We start from the raw sequence: 18,621 nt of genomic DNA on the forward strand, positions 1-18,621 counted from the left end.
GATCAGTCCTGGGCCTGCTGGGGCGGTCGGCGCAGCGCGTAGCCGATGCCGCGCACCGTGTGGATCAGCTTGGGCCCGTGGTCGGGGCCCGAGTCGAGCTTGCGGCGCAGGTAGGAGATGTACGACTCGACGATGCTCAGGTCGCCGCCGAAGTCGTACGCCCAGACGTGGTCCAGGATCTGCGCCTTGGAGACCACCCGGCCGACGTTGGCCATCAGGTAGTGCAGCAGCTTGAACTCGGTGGGCGACAGCGAGACGGCGTGGCCGTCCCGGGTCACCTCGTGCGCCAGCGGGTCGAGGGTGAGGTCGGCGACCATCAGCCGGCCGTCCTCGGCCGGGCCGCCGGCCCGGCGCAGGATCGCCCGGATCCGGGCGATCAGCTCCTCCAGGCTGAACGGCTTGGTGACGTAGTCGTCGGCGCCGGCCGCCAGGCCGTGCACCTTGTCCTCGGTCCCGTCCTTGGCCGTGAGGAAGAGCACCGGGAGGTGCTCGGCCGGCCGCGCCCGGCCCGGGCGGGTGGCCAGGCCCGTCGGGTTGGCGATCTGCTGGCGGCGGGTGCGCTCGCGCAGCCGCTCGACGACCGTGAAGCCGTCCAGGTCGGGGAGCATCACGTCGAGGACCACCAGGTCGGGGCGCTCGACGGCGATCGCGGCCAGCGCCTCCTCGCCGGTGGCGGCGGACTCCACCCGGAAGCCGGAGAAGCGCAGCGAGGCGGAGAGCAGCTCGCGGATGTTCGGTTCGTCGTCCACCACGAGCAGGAAGGCCTCACCCGGCGTTCTGCCCGCACCGGCCGCTCCGACCGACGAAGCCGCCGTGGGCGCCGTACTTGCCGCAGTGCCCTGCATCATGGGTCCGCCTCCCAGGTCGAGGGTCGAGCCGGTCCGTCACCCCATCGGATGACGGACTCGGGAGGTTACACGGAAGTGATGAGAGGTGGATGAACGGCGGGGTCGTCCGTGCTCAGACGGCCTGGGGCTGGCTTGCGGCAGCGGCCGCGGCTGCGGCGCCCCGGGCCTGGGCCCGCCTGGCGTAGCTGATCGTCCAGAAGACCAGGCCGCCCGTGACGACGTACGGCAGGACGTTGTTGACGGTGACCATCGCGCTCGTGGACAGGGTGTAGACCAGCGCGATCCGCAGCGCCGCCTCGGCCAGATAGCCCACGCCCCAGCCGATCGTCAGGTTGCGCTGGACCGTCCGGAAACCGGGGAACTGCCAGAGCCCGTTCCACCAGGCCACCGCCGCGGGCGTGCCGTCGGTGGCGAACTTGCGGCCGAAGTAGAACATCAGCGGGCGCGGGGCGGCCAGCGAGGCCAGGCAGAGCAGGCCGAAGAGGCCGGTCACGAAGGAGTCCTTGACCAGCAGCAGCCGGGCGTCGTGCGGGCCGACCAGCGAGACGATCGCGGTCAGCGCGACGAAGACCAGCGAGATGATCGCGAACTCGTCCACCCGCCGGTGCCAGGCCAGGTAGACCGCGATGTCCAGCACCGGGCCGAGCCCGGAGAGCAGCAGCGCGGTGAAGTCGCCGACGCCGTGGGCGTGCAGCTGGTTGTAGATCACGATCGGCGCGACGACGTTGAAGCCGATGCTGAGCAGCCAGCCGAGGGCGGCGGCCGAGCCCTTGCGGGCCGGGGCGGGCTGCGGAGTGGTTGGTGCGGACACGTGTCCCCCGTGGACGGCGCGAAGTGCGCGAGCACGCGGCCAGTGCCTCTGGCCGCGGGGGACAGTGTGCCGGATCTCAGCCGTTTGGCCCAGCCCAGGAAAAGGGGTGGTGACCAGCCCTGACGGCTGGTCACCACCCCGCGACGGATCGTCAGCCGCTCTTGGAGGTACCGCCCGCGGCGCCGCCGCCACCGAACCCGCCGCCGCCACCGCCACCGAAGCCGCCTGCGGCGATGCCGCCCTCGGTCAGCTGGGAGGCCGCGTAGCCGCCGGAGGAGTCCGGCGTGCCGACCACGGTCACGCTCTGGCCCGGCTGCAGGTCGCCGACCTGGCCGTCCTTGGTGACCTGCACCTTGGTGGTGCCGCTGGTGGTCACCTTGACGGTGTTGCCGCTGCTGTCGGTCAGGTAGACGGTGCTGCCGTCGACCAGCTTGACCGTGCCGCGGGTGAAGCCGGGCGCACCGGCTGCCTGGCCGCCGCCGGCCGCGCCGCTCCCGCCGCGGCCGCTGCGACCGCCCGCGGCGGCGGCAGCCGCGCCGCGTCCGCCGCTCGCAGCCGTCGTCGCGCCGTGGTTCTTCTGGTACCAGGCGCCCCCGGCGAAGGCCGACGCGGCGATCACGCCGCCGGCCAGCAGCATGGTCAGCCAGGGCAGCTTGCGCCGCGGCGGCGCGGCCAGCTCGGCGGTGATGTCGCGGGCGTCCGGCGGGGTCGCCAGCAGGGCGGCGTGCGCCGCCGGGCTGCCCGGCTCCAGCTCGGCGCGCGGCGCGTCGACCGTGATGGCGGCCAGCTGAACCGTGTCGTCCGCCCGGACCAGGTCACTGTTGTTGGTAGGCATGGGCTTTGACTGCTCCCGCTCGTCTCGCTCGGTGATCATGTCTGCTGCCTCACTCGTGCCGCAGGGCGTCGATGGGACGCAGCGAAGCGGCCCGGTTGGCCGGGTAGCTGCCGAAGAAGAGTCCGATCGCCACGGCGATCGCGAAGGAGCCGAGCACCGACGAGGGAATCACCACCGGCACGATCCCGACCACCTTGAAGTGCGCGCCGAAGAGTCCGACCCCCACCCCCAGTCCGGCTCCCAGCACCGACAGCAGGGTCGACTCGGTGAGGAACTGGCCCAGGATCACCGCCTTCGGCGCGCCCAGGGCCTTGCGGATGCCGATCTCCCGGGTCCGCTCGGTGACCGTGACCAGCATGATGTTGGTGATCCCGATCCCGCCGACCAGCAGCGAGATCGCGGCCACCGCGCCGAGCAGCACGGTGAAGGTCTGGGTGGTGCTCTCCCGCGCGGTGAGCAGGGAGGCCTGGTTGCTCACCCGGAAGTCGAGCTTGGTGGGGTCGGTCAGCGAGTGCGTCCCCATCAGGACCTGGGTGATCTCGGCCTGGGCCTGCGTGGTGGTGTCGGCGGAGGTCGCCTGCACCAGGATCTGGCTGACCGAGCTGAAGCCGGTGAAGGCGTTCTGCACGGTCGGCAGCGGCGCGATCACCACGTCGTCCGGGTCGCTGAAGCCGGTGCTGCCGCCCTTGGTCTGCAGCACGCCGACCACCGTGAACGGCGTGCCGCCCAGGCTGATTGTCTTGCCGACCGGGTCGTCGGTGTTGAAGAGCTGGGTGGCGGTGGTGGAGCCGATGACCGCGACCTTGCGGGAGTTCAGCACGTCGTCGGCGCTGAAGTAGTCGCCCTTCGCGATCTTCTCGTTGGCGGTCTCGAAGTACGCCGGGTAGGTGCCCAGGATCGAGCCGGGGGTGTACGAGATGTCCCCGTAGATCGCGGTGGCGCTGGTGGAGACCACCGGGGCGACCGACTTGATGTCCGGCGCGGCGGTCGGGTCGGCCAGCGCCTTGGCGTCGGCCACCGTGAGCTTCTTGGTGGTGGCCGCGCTGCGCGAGCCGCCGAAGGACGCGCCGGAGCTGACGGTCAGCGAGTTGGTGCCGAGCGAGGTGATCGAGTTCTTCACCGCGACCGAGGAGCCGTTGCCCACCGCGAGCAGCAGGATCACCGAGGCCACACCGATCAGCACACCGAGCATGGTGAGCGCGGAACGCACCTTGTTGGCGGCCAGGCCGCCGAGTGCGAAGCGAATGATCTGCCAGAAGATCACTGTCGGCCTCCGATCAGTTCACCGTTGGCGGCGCGCTGGCGGAGCTGGGCTGCGAGCACCGGCGGCGGGCCGACGACCGGCCCCTGCCGGACGTCCGAGATCACCTTGCCGTCGACCAGCCGCAGCACGCGCTTGGCGTGCATGGCCACCTCGTCCTCGTGGGTGATCAGCACGACCGTTCGTCCGGTCGCGTTCAGTCCGTCGATGATCTGCAGTACCTCTTCGGTGGAGTGGCTGTCCAGGTTTCCGGTCGGCTCGTCGGCCAGCAGCATCGCCGGCGCCGTGACCAGGGCCCGCGCCACGGCGACGCGCTGCTGCTGCCCGCCGGACAGCTCGTTGGGCTTGTGCCCGGCGCGCTGCGAGAGGCCGACCAGCGAGAGCGCGGCGAGCGCGCGCTTGCGCCGCTCGGCGGCCCGGACCCCCGCGTAGGCGAGCGGGAGCTCGACCTGCGCGAGGGCGCTGGTGCGGGGGACCAGGTTGAACGACTGGAAGATGAAGCCGATCTTGCGGTTGCGGACCAGGGAGAGCTGCTGCTCGTCCAGGTGTCCGACGTCGATGCCGTCCAGCAGGTAACGCCCGGCGGTCGGTACGTCCAGGCAACCCAGGATGTTCATCAGGGTCGACTTGCCGGAACCCGAACTACCCATCACCGCGACGAAGTCGCCCTCGTCGATGTCCAGGCTGACGCCTGCCGGCAGACCGGTCTCCGGATCGTCCGGTCCGCGCAGCGCGTGGACCGTCGCGTCACCGTGGCCGTAGGCCTTGGTGAGCCGGCGGATCTGGATGACCGGGGTCGGCGTCGCCGGGCCGGTCTCGGTCTCGGGGGTGGGAGCGGTACCGGAGTGACGCGCTCGGCCGCGCCGGGCCATCAGTTGCCGCCCTTGGAGCCGCCGCCGCCACCGCCGCCGCCACCACCGGCCCGGCCGCCGCCACCACCGGCGCCGCCACCGAAGCCGGCCACACCCGCGCCGCCGGGGAAGGCGCCGCTCGGGAAGCCGGAGCCGCTGCCGGCCGTGGCCGAGGCGATCTGGACCTTGTCCCCGGCGTTGAGGCCGGAGACCACCTGCACGGTGGTGTCGCCCACCACGCCGACCGCCACGCTCACCCGCGAGGTCGTGCCGTCCGGCTTCACCAGGGTCGCGGTGCGCGTGGTGCCGGTGCCGGCCAGCGCCGCCGCCGGGACGGAGAGCGCGTTGTCGGCCTCGCCGGTGACCACCGAGACGGTGGCGCTCAGGCCGGTCCGCAGCGTGCTGGTGTCACCGTTGATCTGCAGCGTCGCGGCGTACTGGACCGCCGCGCTGGCGCCGGTGCTGCTGGAGACGGGCAGCGAACTGACCGACAGCACGGTGGCGTTGAGGACGGTGCTGGACTGCGCGTTGAGCGTGACGGTGGCCGCCTCGCCCTTCTTGAGCTTCAGCGAGTCGAGCTCGGAGAAGTCCGCGGTCACCTGCATCCCGGTCGGGTTGGTGAGCACGATGAAGCCGCTCGGCGTGCTGGAGGTCGACGCGCTGGTCGTCTTGCTGCCGGTGCCGCTGCTGCTCGCGCCGCTGCCGGAGCCCGAGGTGTCGGTGGAGCCGGTGCCGGAGACGGTGTCGCCGACCTTGTTGGAGATCGACGCGACCGTGCCGCCCTCGGAGGCGGTCAGGGTGGTGCCGGTCAGCGCCGTCTGGGCGTTGGTGAGCGTGATCTGCGCGGCGTTGAGCTGCTGCTGGGCCTGCGTCACCTGCTGTTCGGCCTGCGCCACGGCAGAGGGGTCGACCGTGGTGGTGCTGACCGTGCTGGTCTGCGGAGCAGGGGTGGAGGCGCCGGCGCCGCTGCGGCCGGAGCCGGAGCCGGAGCTGCCCGAACCGGTGGTCGTGGTCGTGGTGACCCCGGCCTGCGCCTTGGTGAGGTTGGCCTCCGCGGTGTTCAGGGCGGCCTGCGCGCTGGTGACGCCGCCCTGGGCGGTGGTCACCTGCTGCTGGGCCTGGGTCGTGTCGACGGTGGCGAGCACCTCGCCCGCGGTCACGGTGTCGCCCACCGACACCTTGACCGCGGTGAGCTTGCCACCGGTCACGAAGTTCTGTCCGGCATCGGACGGGGAGGAGAGGGCACCGGATCCGGACACGGTGGCCAGGACCGTGCCCTTGGTCACGGTCGCGCTGCGGGTGGTCGGCTTACTGGCGGCAGCACTGCTGCTGCTGTTCACGGTGGTGTAAGCCAGGGCACCTCCGGCGAGGAGGGCCACACCGAGTACTGAGTTGACGAGGACGGCACCACGCCGTCGCAGGAGGACCTTCATAGCGCACAAGAGTTGCCTGGCGCTCTTGCGAAGCTCTGAGCGAGGGCTGAGAGCCAGCTGAGTCATGCGGGGGAAGCAAGAGCGGACACAACGGGACATAACACCGTCGCAGGTCCGGGTTTACGGGAGCGCTGTTGGCGAAACTCTCAGGATCTTCCCAGAGATCTGGCCCGCAGCCTTTAATCCTGGCCCGGGAACCGCAGGCAGGAGACCACGCGTCCGCACGGTCCTGCTGGAAGAATGACGGACCGTCACCCATTCGTTGTCGGAGGCACCCCTTGAGTTCAGCCCTGCACAGCATCACGTTCGACTGCACGGACGCCTACACCCTCGCCCGGTTCTGGTCCGAGGTGACCGGCTGGCCGATGGGAGCGGACGACGTCCCCGGCGACCCGGAGGCCGCCGTGATCCCGCCGGCCGGCACCGGCGGGCCCCGGCTGCTCTTCATAGCGGTGCCCGAGCCGAAGGCCGTGAAGAACCGGGTCCACCTGGACCTCCAGCCGCAGGACCGCACCCGCGAGGAGGAGGTCCAGCGGCTGCTGGCCGTCGGCGCGACCCTGGTCGAGGACCTGCGCAACCCCGACGGCACCGGGTGGGCCGTCCTGGCCGACCCCGAGGGGAACGAACTGTGCGTCGAGCGCAGCGCCGCCGAACGGGCCGCGACGGCCTGAGCACGGCAGGAGCAGGGGGTCCCGAAGGTTCGGGACCCCCTGGGCTGTCAGAGCTCCTTGCGGAACGCCGCCGCCACGCCGAGGAAGAGGTCGTTGCCCGCCACCTCACCGATCGTCACGCGCACGCCCTCACCGGCGAACGGACGGACGATGACGCCCGCCGCGGTGCACGCCTCGGCGAAGTCGACGGTCCGCTCACCCAGCCGCAGCCAGACGAAGTTGGCCTGCGAGTCGGCGAGGGTCCAGCCCTGCGCGGTCAGCTCCGCGACGACCCGGGTGCGCTCGGTGACCAGCGCCTCCACCCGCACCATCAGCGCGTCCTCGGCCCGCAGCGAGGCGACCGCCGCGTCCTGGGCGAGCTGGCTGACGCCGAACGGGACGGCCGTCTTGCGCAGCGCGGTGGCCACCGGCTCGTGCGCGATGGCGAAGCCGATCCGCAGGCCGGCCAGGCCGTACGCCTTGGAGAAGGTGCGCAGCACGCAGACGTTCGGGCGGTCGCGGTAGAGCTCGACGCCGTCCGGGACCAGCTCGTCGCGCAGGAACTCGCGGTACGCCTCGTCGACGACCACCAGGATGTCGCCGGGCACGGCGTCCAGGAAGCGCTCCAGCTCGGGGCGGCGGATCGCGACACCGGTCGGGTTGTTCGGGTTGCAGACGAAGATCAGCCGGGTCCGCGGGGTGATCGCCGCGAGCATCGCGTCGAGGTCGTGCTCCTCCCCCGCGGTCAGCGGCACCGCCACCGGGGTGGCACCGGCCACCTGGGTGATGATCGGGTAGGCCTCGAAGGAGCGCCAGGCGAAGATCACCTCGTCGCCCGGGCCGGCCGTGGAGAGCACCAGCGACTGGGCGACGCCGACCGAGCCGGGTCCGGTGGCGATGTGCTCCGCGGGGACGCCGAAGCGCTGGGCCAGCTCAGCGGTCAGCTCGGTGACCGCCATGTCCGGGTAGCGGTTGAAGGAGCCGGCCGCCGCGACGGCGGCCTCCAGCACGCCGGGCAGCGGCTCGTACGGGTTCTCGTTGGAGGACAACTTGAAGGCGTCGGCGCCGGCCGGCTTGCCGGGCTTGTAGGTGGGGATGCCGTCGAGGCTCGGGCGAAGCCGCGGGCCCTGCGCTGCCGTACCGCTCACGGTGGTGCTCTCCTTCGTCTGTCGGAGCCGGTTCTTGGGACCGGCCCTGCGGGGCATCACCCCGGTGCCGCGTGTGCGCCCCGGCGCGTTGGTGTGCGCCGGTCGCGGCAAGCGGCGGTGTTCCCCGGTCGGGTGCCGAGAACGATACCGAGCACGCTCACTCGTAGGGGTGAGATGTCCGGTCGGGTTACCGATGCGGATCAGCCATTGTCTCTCGTTCCCATGGCACATGTCAGAGGTAATCGGCCGAAACCAGACCCCTGATCCAAGGGATGATCCGGGCCCTTGTCATGGAGAAACGTATCTTCAGCCCCGATCCGAGGCCTGGTCCCGCGAACTGCTGACGCGCCATACGATCGGTCCGCCATGACAGCAGCAGCCAACCAGAGCGGTCGGCGACCCACGACCTCACGGCGTCTGGAGCGGGCCGGCATCCGGGACGTGGCAGCAGCCGCCGGAGTGTCCATCACCACCGTCTCCGACGCCTTGAACGGTAAGGGCCGCCTGCCCGACGAAACCCGCAGCCGGGTGCGCGAGGTCGCCGAGCGCCTCGGCTACCGGCCGTCCGCCGCCGCCCGGACGCTGCGCACCGGCCGGTCCGGACTGATCGGACTGACCGTCACCACCTACGGCGAGGAGCCGTTCACCTTCACCGAGTTCGCCTACTTCGCCGAGATGGCCCGCGCGGCCACCAGCGCCGCGCTCGGCCGCGGCTACGCGCTGGTCGTACTTCCCGCCTCCTCCCGGCACGACGTCTGGAGCAACGTCGCGCTGGACGGCACCGTGGTGATCGACCCCGCCGACCAGGACCCGCTGGTCAGCGAGCTGTACCGGTCCGGCGTGCCGGTGGTCAGCGACGGCAAGCCCGGCAACTGCCCGGTCACCGCCTGGGTCGACAACGACCACGAGGCCGCCGTCCTCAACATCCTGGACCACCTCAGCGAGGCCGGCGCCCGCCGGATCGGCCTGCTCACCGGCACCAGCACCGACACCTACACCCGGCTGAGCACCGACGCCTACCTAGGCTGGTGCGACCGGGTCGGCCAGGAGCCGGTGTACGAGGCCTACCCGGCGCACGACCCGGCCGCCGGCGCCGTCGCCGCCGACCGGCTGCTGGCCCGCCCCGACCGGCCGGACGCCGTCTACGGGCTCTTCGACCCGAACGGCACCGACCTGCTCGCCGCCGCCCGCCGCTACGGCCTGCGGGTGCCGGAGGAGCTGCTGCTGGTCTGCTGCAGCGAGAGCGACGTCTACGCCGGCACCGAGCCGCCGATCACCACCCTCTCGCTCAAGCCGCGCCGGATCGGGACCACCGTCGTCAACCTACTGATCGACGCGATCGAGGGGGTCGACTCGGGCACCGGAGTGGACATCGCGCGGCTCTTCCCGCCGCGCTACCGAACGGCCGGCACCGGGCCTCCGCCGGGGACGCTGATGCCCACCGAACTGATCGTCCGGGCCTCCTCCCAGCGGCGCAGCCCCCGAACCACCGTCAGCCCGCCCCGCCCGCCGGGCGAGGTCTGAGCAGCGACGGCGGGTCCGGGCCGACCGTCCCGCAGCTCTCGGCGGGGCCTGGCGGGGTACGTTCGTACAGATTGGATACCCACCGGGTGAGGACGACGGGAGAGTGGTCTTCCTATGATGGGCGAATGACACCCGAGGACCGCTTCCCCGGGCCTGAACTGCCCCACTCAGGCCCCCACCCGCACCAGGACCTCGACGTGCTCCCGTACGGTTCGTATCACGAGCCCAACCCCCAGCAGGAGTACCAGGGTTCGCCGGGCGAGCAGAGGGCCGGCCAGGACGCCGCCTACAGCGGGTACGGCGGCGCGCGGTACCTGGAGCAGCACTGGCCGGTGGGCGAGGCCCAGGTGGAGCGGCACGAGCAGGGGCAGGTCCAGGGGCAGGTGCCGTCCCACGATCACGACGATCCGCCGACCATCGAGCTCGGCCCGCCGCTGACCGAGGAGGACCTGCGCGCCGCGGGCTACCAGCCGGTCGAGGACCCGGGCCCGGTCGGCCCGCTCTACGTGGTCGGCGACGTGCACGGCTACCTGGACGAGCTGGTCTCCGAGCTGCGCCGGCAGAACCTGATCGACGCCGAGGGCCACTGGTCGGCCGGGCGCTCGCGGGTCTGGTTCCTCGGCGACTTCACCGACCGCGGCCCCGACGGCATCGGCGTCATCGACCTGGTGATGCAGCTGGCCGCCGAGGCGGCCGCCGCCGGCGGGTACTGCCGGGCCCTGATGGGCAATCACGAGCTGCTCTTCCTCGGCGCCCACCGCTACGGCGACGAGCCCGTGCAGTCCACCGCCGGCACCGCCTCGTTCCGCGCCGCCTGGCTGCTCAACGGCGGCCAGCAGCACGACCTGGAACGGCTGGAGGGCCACCACATCAGCTGGCTCTCCCGGCTGCCGGCGATCGCGCTGGAGGACGGCCACCTGCTGCTGCACTCGGACACCACCTCGTACCTGGAGTACGGCGCGTCCATCGACGAGGTCAACGACGCCGTCCACGACCTGCTCGCCGACGAGGGCGCCGACGAGTGGTGGGACGCCTTCCGCCGGTTCACCAAGCGGTTCGCCTTCCGCGGCCCGGGCGGCCCGACGGCCGCCGGCGAGCTGCTCGGGACGTACGGCGGCCACCGGGTGGTGCACGGGCACAGCCCGATCCCGTACCTGACCGGCGAGGCCAACTCGGACAGCGGCGAGCGACCGTACGTTCCGGGCCCGTACATCTATGCGGACGAGCTGGCGGTCGCGATGGACGGCGGGGTCACCATGGAGGGCCGGCTGCTGGTGGCCCGGCTGCCGCTCGACTGAGCCGGGCCCCGGCGCGCAGGCGCTGACCTGGTTCTTCGTCGAATATCCGGAAACGCTCTGTCAGCACCGGCCCCCCGGCCCCTACCATCGAGGGACCCACCCCAGGCGTCCGCGCCCACCCACGTCGGCCGCCCGAGCCTGCCGGTGGCCGTCCACCTCCCTGACGGAGCGAACGGGGTAGTCATGAACCACGCCCCGCACCTGCGCGCCGAGGACCGTCCGGATTTCGGGCGAACCCTCGACGATGCACTGCGTGACAGCACGATCCTCGCTGCCCTGCGAGAACATCAGCACACCGGTCTGAACGCCGAGCAGCTGCGCACCAAGGCACTGTTCGACCAGGACGTGATAGCCGAGGCCGCCCTCGCCGAGTACCTGCACTACCTCGGCCTGCGGGACGGTCTGCGGGTCGGTTTGCGCGAGGCCCCGGCGCAGGCCGTCGAGCGGCCTCGGCCGAAGGGGCGGCCCGGGCCGCAGACCACGAGTGAGCTGCTGGCCCAGCTCAGCTCGCCCGGGGGCGGCGGGCTCTGGCCGGTGCTGACCGTCCTGGTCCCGATGCTGTCGGTCGGCGCGGCGATCCTGCTGCTGCTCACCGGCTACATCCTGACCGACGCCGACACCGGGGTCTCCTACGGCCGCTCGGTGGTGCTCTCCGGTTGGGCGGCGGTCGCGGTGGCCGCGGTCTCGCTGGTGATCGGCCTGGTCGGCCTGGTGCTCACCGCCGTGCGGGACAGCGCGGCCGGCCCCGCGGGCGAGGACCCGGAGCTGCGGGCCGGCGTCGCCGAGGCGCGGGCCGCCTGGCAGCACGCCCTGCGCGAGCGCGGCCTGCTGCCGTACCTGCTGGCCAACCTGGACTCCGACCCGGCCCTCGCGCCACGCCCGCCCAGCCGCCGACCCACCGCCGCTCCCGAGTTCAGCAGCCCCGGCTACACCAGCGCGGCCTACGGCAGTCCCGGCTTCTCCAGCCCCGGTGTCGAGGGCGTGACCGACCCGGAGGGCCGCGAGCCGCGGCCCACCGAGTTCAGCAGCCCCGGCTACAGCCCGCCCGGCTTCACCGGACCGGACGAGGTCTGAGCGCCCGGCTCACCCGGACCACCCGGCTCACCGCCGTCCTGCTGACGGTGCATCATCGCGTTGCGGTCCACCGTGGCGATCGCCGTGTTCAGCAGGACGGCCGCGCCGAAGCCGATCCCCCAGCCCGCGCCCGCCACTGCCCCGAGCGCGACCGCACCCGCGCCGAAGACCAGCGCCTTCACCGCCAGGATCCCCGGCAGCGGCAGCCGCACCACGGCCCTGGGCGCCGCGTACCGGCCCCAGAGCACCGCGGCGGCCACCGGCGCGCCCAGCCCCAGCAGGATCCGGACGGCGATCTCGTCGACCGCCGTCCACCCCCACCAGGCCAGGAACCCCAGGGCCGCCAGCTCGGCCAGGAAGGCCAGCCCCTCGTTCACGATGTGCAGCGCTCTCGGCACCATCACTGTCCCGCCGACAGGTCGTGGGCGAAGTGCAGGGCCACGATCGACATCCGCCGTGCGTGGTAGAAGCGGTGCGCGCCGTGGTTCGACACTCCCGAGTCCAGCTCGATCCGCTGGCACCCCGCCTGCCGGGCCCGGTCCTCCAGCTGCGCCAGCAGCCACCCGCCGATGCCGCCGGAGCGCACCTGCGGGTCGGTGACCAGGTCGTCGATGAAGAGCACCCGGCCCCGGCTGGTCGCCAGCATCCGGTGGCCCGCCACCGCCACGCACCGCCCGCGCTCGTCGTACGCGGCGGTGAACACCAGCCCCTGCCCGTACGCCTCGGCCGCGAACGCCGCGAAGCCCGCCGGGCTCAGCCCCGGTCGCAGCGAACGGATCAGCGGCGCGACGTCGCTCTGCAGAGCGCGATCACCGGGCGCGATGTCAATCATGGTCAGCTCCACCCGAACACCCTACGTGCGGCGCCCCCCGCAGGGAGTGGCTTCACAACCCCGCCAGGCTGCCGGCCAGGTCGTCCAGGCCGAGCGATCCCTGGGAGAGCGCCTTCATGTGCCAGGCCTTCAGGTCGAAGGCGGCGCCGAGCCGGCGCTCGGCGGCCGCCCGGCCCTCGCGCCAGGCCCGTTCGCCGAGCTTGTAGCCGATCGCCTGACCCGGCCAGCCGAGATAGCGGTCGATCTCGCTGCTGCGCATCTCGGCCGGGCTGCCGTTGTAGGCCGCCATGAACTCCGCCGCCAGCGCCGGAGTCCAGCGCTCTCCCGGGTGGAAGCCCGAGTCGGCGGGGATGGCGAGGCGCAGGTGCATGCCGATGTCGATGATCACCCGGATGGTGCGCAGCATCTGCTCGTCCAGGAAGCCGAACCGCCGCGCGGGCTCGGTCAGGAAGCCCAGGTCGTCCATCAGGCGCTCGGCATACAGCGCCCAACCCTCGATGTTGGCGCTGACCTTGCCCAAGGTGACCTGGTAGCGGCTGAGTTGGGCTGCGGCCACGTTCCACTGGGCAAGCTGCAGATGGTGGCCGGGAACCCCTTCGTGGTACCAGATGCTGACCAACTGCCAGGTGGGGAAGGCCTTTCGGCCCAGCGTCGGCAGATAGGTGCGGCCCGGACGGGTGAAGTCCAGGCTGGGGCCCGAGTAGTAGGGCGCCGCCGCGCTCCCCTCCGGTGCGATCAGCGACTCGACCCGGCGGACCGGCGGCGAGATGTCGAAGTGCCGTCCGTCCAGGGCCTCGATCGCCTCGTCCATCAACTCCTGCAGCCAGACCCGGATCCCCTCCTCGCCGTCGACGGTGTGGCCGCGCTCGTCCAGGTGCCGCACCGCCTCCAGCGGGCTCGCGCCGGGCAGCACGCGCTCGGCCTCGGCCCGCAGTTCGGCGTTCATCCGGTGGAACTCCGCCCAGGCCCACCCGTACGCCTCGTCCAGGTCGAGGTCCGCGCCGGTGCAGAACCGGGCGGCACGCAGGTAGCGTTCGCGGCCGACGCCGTCCGGGGTACCGGCCGCGGCCGGGAGGTAGTCGGCGCGCAACCAGGCACTGAACTCGCCCACCGCGGCCGTCGCTTGACGCGCAGCCGCGTCCAACTCGGGCCGCAGCCGGTCGGTTCCGCGGGCGGCGAAGCCGGTGAACCAGTCGGCGGCGGTCCAGGCGGCGTACTGGTCGGCCACCGCGGCCGCCTGCCGGGGAGCCGACAGCAGCCCGCGCGCGATGCCCTCGGTCAGCGTCGCGCGACAACCCGCCAGCGCCCCGGGCAGGTTGCGCAGCCGGCCGGCCACGGCCGCCCAGTCCTCGTCGGTCTCCGTCGGCATGTAGGTGAAGATCTCCCGCACCCACTGGACGGGCGAGCCGATGTTGCGCAGCTGCCGCAGGTGGTCGCCGGCCTCGTGCACGGCGAGCTCGGCCGTCAGCCGCTCCCGCAGCAGCCGGGCGCACACCTCGTCCTCGGGCCCCTGCGGTGTCACCGGCGCCAGCGCTGCCAGCGCCTGACGGGCCAGCTCGGCGCGGGCGTCGAACCCGTCCAGGGACAGGTCCAACTGCCGGTCGTCGCCCGGGTTCACCCCCAGCCAGGTGGAGACCATCGGATCCAGGGCGGTGACCCGGTCGAGATGGGCGTCGGCGATGCTGCGCGCGGTGATCGATTCCTCTGCCATGGCGTCAATCCTGGCCCACCGCCGGCAATCGCGTCGGGGATTGTTGCTACAGGCCCCAAAGCCCCTTCCCCAGCGTGGTGAGCCCGCCGGCCAGCGCGAGCAGCAGGACGATCCGCCGCGCACGCTGCTCCGGGACCCGGTCGGCCAGCGCCTTCCCGATCACCGCGCCGCCCGCGACGCCCGCCGCGACCAGCAGCCACGCGGTCCGGGCGAGGTGCGGCAGACCGTTCGCGGAGAGCGACATGGCGTTCACCAGCACCCCGTAGAACTGCGCGTTGGGCACGAACTCCCGCGCACTCCACCCCGCGTTCACCGCGTACAGCGACACCGCCGGGCCGCCGACCCCCGCGGACGCGTTCATGAACCCACTCGCCGCACCCGCCGCGAACGCCCCCGGCATCCCGCGCAGCCCGTTCAACCGCGCGCCGCTCATCACCAGCAGCACCGCCACCGTCACCAGCGCGCCCATCCCGGCCAGCAGCTCCGGCCCCGGCAACCGCGCCGCCACCCAGGACCCGGCCGGCACCGTGCACGCCGCCGCCAGCACCATCGGCCCCATCGCGCCCAGCCGCACCCGGCGCCAACTGCCGGCCAGCCCGATCGCACTGATCGCCCCCGCCCCGCAGTTCGCCAGCACCACCCCACTGCCCGGCCCCAACAGCAGCACCAACGCCGGCGCCGCCACCAACGCGAACCCGATCCCCGCCAACCGCTGCACCGAAGACCCCACCAGCACGACACAGCCCAGCAGCACAGCCTCACTCAACGCACTGCTCACCGCGGCAACTCCATCACCGCGATACCGCCGTCCTGCGCGACGGCGAGCCGCGAACCGTCCGCGCTCACCGCCACCGGCGGGGTCCGGACACCCCCGCACCCGAAGCTGCCCTCCTGCTGCCCGACCTTCACCTCCGGCCACTGCGCGAGCACGGCACCGGTCCCGGTGTCGATCAGGCGGGGGTGATCGTAGAGCGAGACGACCTGGTCACCGCGCGCCAGGAGGGTGCCGAGGGGATGCTCGACGACGCTGCGGTGCAGCCAGCGCTGCCCGGAGACCGACCACACCCCGAGCTGCCGAGGCCCCGGGTCAGGGACTTCCTCGTCATCGAGGACCTCGTCCGTCGTCGCCACCGCGATCCGGTCGCCGTCGAGCCAGCAGGCGGAGCCCACCTCAGCGCCCGTGGAGGAGAGGGGCAGCAGTCCGTCTCCGTCCAGGGTCGACGGGTCGGCGAGCGCCTGCGCCAGGTCATAGACCCGGGCGATCCCGTACGGGTGCCACAACCAGCCCGCCGAGAGCAGGTAGCGGCCGTCCGGACCGACCGAGAGCCGCGAGTGGAAGACGTCCTGCGGCGTACGGTCACCGACAGTGAGCCGTTGCCCGGAGCAGAGGTCGTCTATCTGCAGCACCTCGTAGGAGTCCGGGCAGTGCACCACGATCTCCCGGCCGTCCGGGAGCCTGCCCAGCGCGACCGGGTAGTCGAAATCGGCGCTGTGGTAGTAGCTCCGGTCGAGTTCACGCACCACCTCGGCCCCTTCCAACAGCAGCGCCTTGGTCCCGCGGTCCTCGGAGACCACCGCGAACCGCCCGGACGGCGAGAGCTCCACCCGGTCGAACCGGGAGCCGAACCCGACCAGCGAACAACTCGACGTCCCGTCCGGTCGCCAACGGCGCTCACCCCCGGCGAAGTCCACCAGCTCGTCGCCCTCCCAGCACAGCGACTGCACCCTTCCCCCGACCGCCACGAACTCCACGCCCACCCCTGCTCCCCCACTCGACAACGGCCCGCAGTCTCTCAGCACGCGGGAGCGGAGGTTGTAGGCGCCGGCTAGCTCGGAAGGTCGCGGACGCTGCGCTGCAGCAGGTCGGGCAGGACGGCGGCCGCAGTGACGAAGTCGTTGTCGTCGTGCAGCACGATCAGCCCGTGGTGAGCTGCGGTCGCACAGATCATCAGGTCGACGGTGGACAGGGCCCGGACAGCACCCCCGGCCTGGGCGAGCCGGAACTGCGCGGACTCGATCCAGCCCCAGATGTTCTTCGGCAGGGGCACGTCCGGGTACAGGTCCGCGAACATCTCGCCCATCTGCTCGTAGTGGACGAGGTTCCGGGCAGAGCGACGGAATTCGGTGCGCTGCGGAGCGCAGGACCCGATGACGCGCAGGTCGATGTCCTCTCCCCACGCGTCGTTGAGGAACTGCTCGCGGGCCAGCCGCCATACGGCGGTGGAGTCGGCGAGGTACTGGATCACTCCTCGCCCCGCTTTTCGGCGTCACGGAGCTGCTGCCATCCCTCGTAGTCCCACTGCTGGGCGGCCTGCAAGTGCCGGGCGCGCTGGGTGGCCCGCTCGTGCCGCTCGGCGTACTCGCGGAGGGCGGCGTTCACCACGTCCTTCTTGGTCGCGCCACCGGAGACACGCAGAGCCTTCGCGAGGGCGTCGTCGTCCAGGTCGATCGTCGTCACACTCATACTGGCCACCTCTATATAAAGCCAACAGTAACTATGAATATAGCAGCGTCCACCGAACCAGGGCCGGTCAGGACGAGACCGACCGGCCCGGTTCGGCTCTACAGTCCCGCGAGGTTGTCGGCCAGGTCGTCCAGGCCGAAGGAGCCCTGGGAGAGCGCCTTCATGTGCCAGGACTTCAGGTCGAACGCCGCGCCGTGCCGCTGCTCGGCCGCCGCGCGGCCCCGCAGCCAGGCGCGTTCGCCCAGCTTGTAGCCGATCGCCTGGCCGGGGCGGCCGAGGTAGCGGTCGATCTCGCTGGCGCGCCGCTTGGCCGGGCTGCCGTGGTAGGTGGCCATGAACTCGGTGGCCAGCAGCGGGGTCCAGCGCTCGCCGGGGTGGAAGCCGGAGTCGGCGGGGATGGCGAGTTCCAGGTGCATGCCGATGTCGATGATCACCCGGATGATCCGCAGCATCTGCTTGTCCAGGTAGCCCAGCCGGTTGGCGGGATCGGTGAGGAAGCCGAGCTCGTCCATCAGGCGCTCGGCGTAGAGGGCCCAACCCTCCACGTTGGCACTGATCTTGCCGAGCGTGACCTGGTAGCGGCTGAGCCGGTCGGCGACCACGTTCCACTGCGCGAGCTGCAGGTGGTGGCCGGGAACGCCCTCGTGGTACCAGGTGCTGACGAGCTGCCAGGTCGGGAAGGACTCGCGGCCCAGGGTCGGCAGGTAGGTGCGGCCCGGTCGGCTGAAGTCCAGGCTCGGTCCGGCGTAGTACGGCGCTGCGGCGCTCCCCGGCGGCGCGATGCGGGACTCCACGGCGCGGACCGGGCCCAAGATGTCGAAGTGGACTCCGTCGAGGGCGTCGATCGCCTCGTCCATGACCTGCTGCAGCCAGTCGCGGATCGCCTCCTCCCCCTTTACCGCGTGGCCGTGCTCGTTGAGGTGCCCCATCGCCTCCAACACGGTGGAGCCGGACAGGACTTGGTCGGCCTCGACCCGCATCTGCGCGACCATCCGGTGGAACTCACTCCAGGCCCACGCGTAGGCCTCGTCCACGTCGAGGTCGGCGCCGGTCCAGTAGCGGGCCGAGCGCAGGTAGTGCTCCCGGCCGACGGCGTCCGGGGTGCCCTCGGCAGCGGGCGCGTAGGTGTCGCGCAACCAGTCGCGGAACTCCGACACCGCGGCGGTCGCCCGTCGCGCTGTGCCGTCCAGCTCGGAGCGCAGCCGCTCGGGACCGTCCGCGACGAACTCGGCGAACCATCCGGCGCCGCCGACGTCCTCGCCGGTCCACGCGGTCAGCTGGCCGATCACCGCCTCGACCTGCCGGGGAGCCGAGAGCAGCCCGCGCGCGATCCCCTCGACCAGCGTGGCCCGGTAACCGTCCAGCGCCCCGGGCAGGTTGCGCAGCCGGCCGGCCACCACCGCCCAGTCCTCCTCGGTGGCGGTGGGCATCATCGTGAAGATCCCGCGCAGCTGGTGGAACGGCGATCCCGTGTTGCGCAGCTGGCGGAAGTGGTCGCCCGCCTCCTGCACGGCCAGCTCGGCCGTCAGCCGCTCCCGCAGCAGCCGGGCGCACGCCAGCTCGGCGGGATCCGTCGTCGTGGGCGCGGCGTCGAGCGCGGCCAGCGCAGCGCGGGCGAGGTCGGCGGCGGCCTCGAAGCCCTCGGGCGACAGATCCGGCTGCCGGTCGTCGTCCAGGTGCAGGCCCAGCCGGGCGGACGTCGCCGGGTCGGCTGCGGCGACCAGCTCGACGTAGTCGTCGGCGATCCGGCGGGGGGTCTTCAACTCATCTGACATGCCCCCATTCTGTCCCTCGTACGGGTTCATCCAGCCGCGCCTTCGCCGTCTCCCGCCCGCGCGGTCCGCACGATGGGCGTGGCGCGGTCGACCGGCCGCCCCGGCG

At 72.2% G+C, this 18,621-nt stretch carries 19 protein-coding genes; 4 read left to right on the forward strand and 15 right to left on the reverse strand.

Going from position 1 to position 18,621, the window contains the following annotated elements; translation table 11 throughout:
- Positions 1-2 precede the first annotated feature (2 nt).
- The 6 genes from P3T37_RS35055 to P3T37_RS35080 form a co-directional block, all read right to left on the reverse strand.
- Positions 3-848, reverse strand: a complete 846-nt coding sequence (locus P3T37_RS35055; protein WP_280728006.1) for a response regulator transcription factor — start codon at positions 846-848, stop codon at positions 3-5.
- 112 nt (positions 849-960) lie between these two features.
- Positions 961-1,659 carry a VC0807 family protein gene (locus tag P3T37_RS35060; protein ID WP_280728007.1) on the reverse strand — a complete coding sequence of 233 codons (699 nt, stop codon included), beginning with the start codon at positions 1,657-1,659 and terminating at the stop codon, positions 961-963.
- A gap of 151 nt (positions 1,660-1,810) precedes the next feature.
- Positions 1,811-2,494: a hypothetical protein gene (locus P3T37_RS35065; RefSeq protein WP_280728008.1), complete on the reverse strand. Its 684-nt coding sequence runs from the start codon at positions 2,492-2,494 to the stop codon at positions 1,811-1,813.
- A 49-nt stretch (positions 2,495-2,543) separates the two neighbouring features.
- Complete coding sequence (locus tag P3T37_RS35070) at positions 2,544-3,758, reverse strand: ABC transporter permease (RefSeq protein ID WP_280728009.1); 1,215 nt, start codon at positions 3,756-3,758, stop codon at positions 2,544-2,546.
- Entirely contained in the window at positions 3,755-4,627 is an 873-nt protein-coding gene (locus P3T37_RS35075; RefSeq protein ID WP_280728010.1) for an ABC transporter ATP-binding protein, read from the reverse strand. The genes P3T37_RS35070 and P3T37_RS35075 overlap by 4 nt, the downstream gene beginning before the upstream one ends.
- A complete protein-coding gene (locus P3T37_RS35080; protein WP_280728011.1) occupies positions 4,627-6,039 on the reverse strand; it encodes a biotin/lipoyl-binding protein in 1,413 nt (470 codons plus the stop codon). The genes P3T37_RS35075 and P3T37_RS35080 overlap by 1 nt, the downstream gene beginning before the upstream one ends.
- Before the next feature lie 278 nt (positions 6,040-6,317).
- On the opposite strand from P3T37_RS35080, the gene P3T37_RS35085 reads away from it, so the two are divergent.
- Positions 6,318-6,710 (forward strand): VOC family protein, encoded by a 393-nt coding sequence (locus tag P3T37_RS35085; RefSeq protein WP_280728012.1) that lies wholly within the window; start codon positions 6,318-6,320, stop codon positions 6,708-6,710.
- A gap of 47 nt (positions 6,711-6,757) precedes the next feature.
- On the opposite strand, the gene hisC is transcribed toward P3T37_RS35085, so the two are convergent.
- Positions 6,758-7,837, reverse strand: a complete 1,080-nt coding sequence (gene hisC, locus P3T37_RS35090; protein ID WP_280728013.1) for a histidinol-phosphate transaminase — start codon at positions 7,835-7,837, stop codon at positions 6,758-6,760.
- Positions 7,838-8,203: 366 nt separating this feature from the next.
- On the opposite strand from hisC, the gene P3T37_RS35095 reads away from it, so the two are divergent.
- The 3 genes from P3T37_RS35095 (at position 8,204) to P3T37_RS35105 (ending at position 11,733) form a co-directional block, all read left to right on the forward strand.
- Positions 8,204-9,361 carry a LacI family DNA-binding transcriptional regulator gene (locus P3T37_RS35095; protein ID WP_280728014.1) on the forward strand — a complete coding sequence of 386 codons (1,158 nt, stop codon included), beginning with the start codon at positions 8,204-8,206 and terminating at the stop codon, positions 9,359-9,361.
- 125 nt (positions 9,362-9,486) lie between these two features.
- Complete coding sequence (locus P3T37_RS35100; protein ID WP_280728015.1) at positions 9,487-10,659, forward strand: metallophosphoesterase; 1,173 nt, start codon at positions 9,487-9,489, stop codon at positions 10,657-10,659.
- A gap of 183 nt (positions 10,660-10,842) precedes the next feature.
- The gene (locus tag P3T37_RS35105; RefSeq protein WP_280728016.1) at positions 10,843-11,733 is read left to right on the forward strand and encodes a hypothetical protein; all 891 of its coding nucleotides are present in this window, start codon (positions 10,843-10,845) and stop codon (positions 11,731-11,733) included.
- On the opposite strand, the gene P3T37_RS35110 is transcribed toward P3T37_RS35105, so the two are convergent.
- From P3T37_RS35110 to P3T37_RS35145, 8 genes are all read right to left on the reverse strand, one after another.
- Positions 11,694-12,134 carry a YrdB family protein gene (locus P3T37_RS35110; RefSeq protein WP_280728017.1) on the reverse strand — a complete coding sequence of 147 codons (441 nt, stop codon included), beginning with the start codon at positions 12,132-12,134 and terminating at the stop codon, positions 11,694-11,696. The two genes, P3T37_RS35105 and P3T37_RS35110, sit on opposite strands and share 40 nt — an antisense overlap.
- Positions 12,134-12,565, reverse strand: coding sequence for a GNAT family N-acetyltransferase (locus P3T37_RS35115; RefSeq protein ID WP_280728018.1), 432 nt, complete (start codon positions 12,563-12,565; stop codon positions 12,134-12,136). The genes P3T37_RS35110 and P3T37_RS35115 overlap by 1 nt, the downstream gene beginning before the upstream one ends.
- Before the next feature lie 52 nt (positions 12,566-12,617).
- Positions 12,618-14,276, reverse strand: a complete 1,659-nt coding sequence (locus tag P3T37_RS35120; RefSeq protein WP_280728019.1) for a DUF885 domain-containing protein — start codon at positions 14,274-14,276, stop codon at positions 12,618-12,620.
- 46 nt (positions 14,277-14,322) lie between these two features.
- Complete coding sequence (locus P3T37_RS35125; protein ID WP_280728020.1) at positions 14,323-15,054, reverse strand: sulfite exporter TauE/SafE family protein; 732 nt, start codon at positions 15,052-15,054, stop codon at positions 14,323-14,325.
- Entirely contained in the window at positions 15,051-16,034 is a 984-nt protein-coding gene (locus P3T37_RS35130) for a hypothetical protein (RefSeq protein WP_280728021.1), read from the reverse strand. The genes P3T37_RS35125 and P3T37_RS35130 overlap by 4 nt, the downstream gene beginning before the upstream one ends.
- 68 nt (positions 16,035-16,102) lie before the next feature.
- Entirely contained in the window at positions 16,103-16,522 is a 420-nt protein-coding gene (locus tag P3T37_RS35135) for a PIN domain-containing protein (RefSeq protein ID WP_280728022.1), read from the reverse strand.
- A complete protein-coding gene (locus P3T37_RS35140; protein ID WP_280728023.1) occupies positions 16,519-16,740 on the reverse strand; it encodes a type II toxin-antitoxin system VapB family antitoxin in 222 nt (73 codons plus the stop codon). The genes P3T37_RS35135 and P3T37_RS35140 overlap by 4 nt, the downstream gene beginning before the upstream one ends.
- Before the next feature lie 98 nt (positions 16,741-16,838).
- A complete protein-coding gene (locus tag P3T37_RS35145; protein ID WP_280728024.1) occupies positions 16,839-18,515 on the reverse strand; it encodes a DUF885 domain-containing protein in 1,677 nt (558 codons plus the stop codon).
- Positions 18,516-18,621 lie beyond the last annotated feature (106 nt).

The organism is Kitasatospora sp. MAA4 (genome assembly GCF_029893355.1).
Lineage (GTDB): Bacteria > Actinomycetota > Actinomycetes > Streptomycetales > Streptomycetaceae > Kitasatospora.

What these genes read in the sequence shown, in the direction of transcription:
- P3T37_RS35055 (WP_280728006.1), bottom strand. Translation starts at nt 848, where the DNA reads ATGATGCAGGGCACTGCGGCAAGTACGGCGCCCACGGCGGCTTCGTCG.
- P3T37_RS35065 (WP_280728008.1), bottom strand. Translation starts at nt 2,494, where the DNA reads ATGCCTACCAACAACAGTGACCTGGTCCGGGCGGACGACACGGTTCAG.
- P3T37_RS35075 (WP_280728010.1), bottom strand. Translation starts at nt 4,627, where the DNA reads ATGGCCCGGCGCGGCCGAGCGCGTCACTCCGGTACCGCTCCCACCCCC.
- P3T37_RS35080 (WP_280728011.1), bottom strand. Translation starts at nt 6,039, where the DNA reads ATGAAGGTCCTCCTGCGACGGCGTGGTGCCGTCCTCGTCAACTCAGTA.
- P3T37_RS35095 (WP_280728014.1), top strand. Translation starts at nt 8,204, where the DNA reads ATGACAGCAGCAGCCAACCAGAGCGGTCGGCGACCCACGACCTCACGG.
- P3T37_RS35100 (WP_280728015.1), top strand. Translation starts at nt 9,487, where the DNA reads ATGACACCCGAGGACCGCTTCCCCGGGCCTGAACTGCCCCACTCAGGC.
- P3T37_RS35105 (WP_280728016.1), top strand. Translation starts at nt 10,843, where the DNA reads ATGAACCACGCCCCGCACCTGCGCGCCGAGGACCGTCCGGATTTCGGG.
- P3T37_RS35110 (WP_280728017.1), bottom strand. Translation starts at nt 12,134, where the DNA reads ATGGTGCCGAGAGCGCTGCACATCGTGAACGAGGGGCTGGCCTTCCTG.
- P3T37_RS35115 (WP_280728018.1), bottom strand. Translation starts at nt 12,565, where the DNA reads ATGATTGACATCGCGCCCGGTGATCGCGCTCTGCAGAGCGACGTCGCG.
- P3T37_RS35120 (WP_280728019.1), bottom strand. Translation starts at nt 14,276, where the DNA reads ATGGCAGAGGAATCGATCACCGCGCGCAGCATCGCCGACGCCCATCTC.
- P3T37_RS35140 (WP_280728023.1), bottom strand. Translation starts at nt 16,740, where the DNA reads ATGAGTGTGACGACGATCGACCTGGACGACGACGCCCTCGCGAAGGCT.
- P3T37_RS35145 (WP_280728024.1), bottom strand. Translation starts at nt 18,515, where the DNA reads ATGTCAGATGAGTTGAAGACCCCCCGCCGGATCGCCGACGACTACGTC.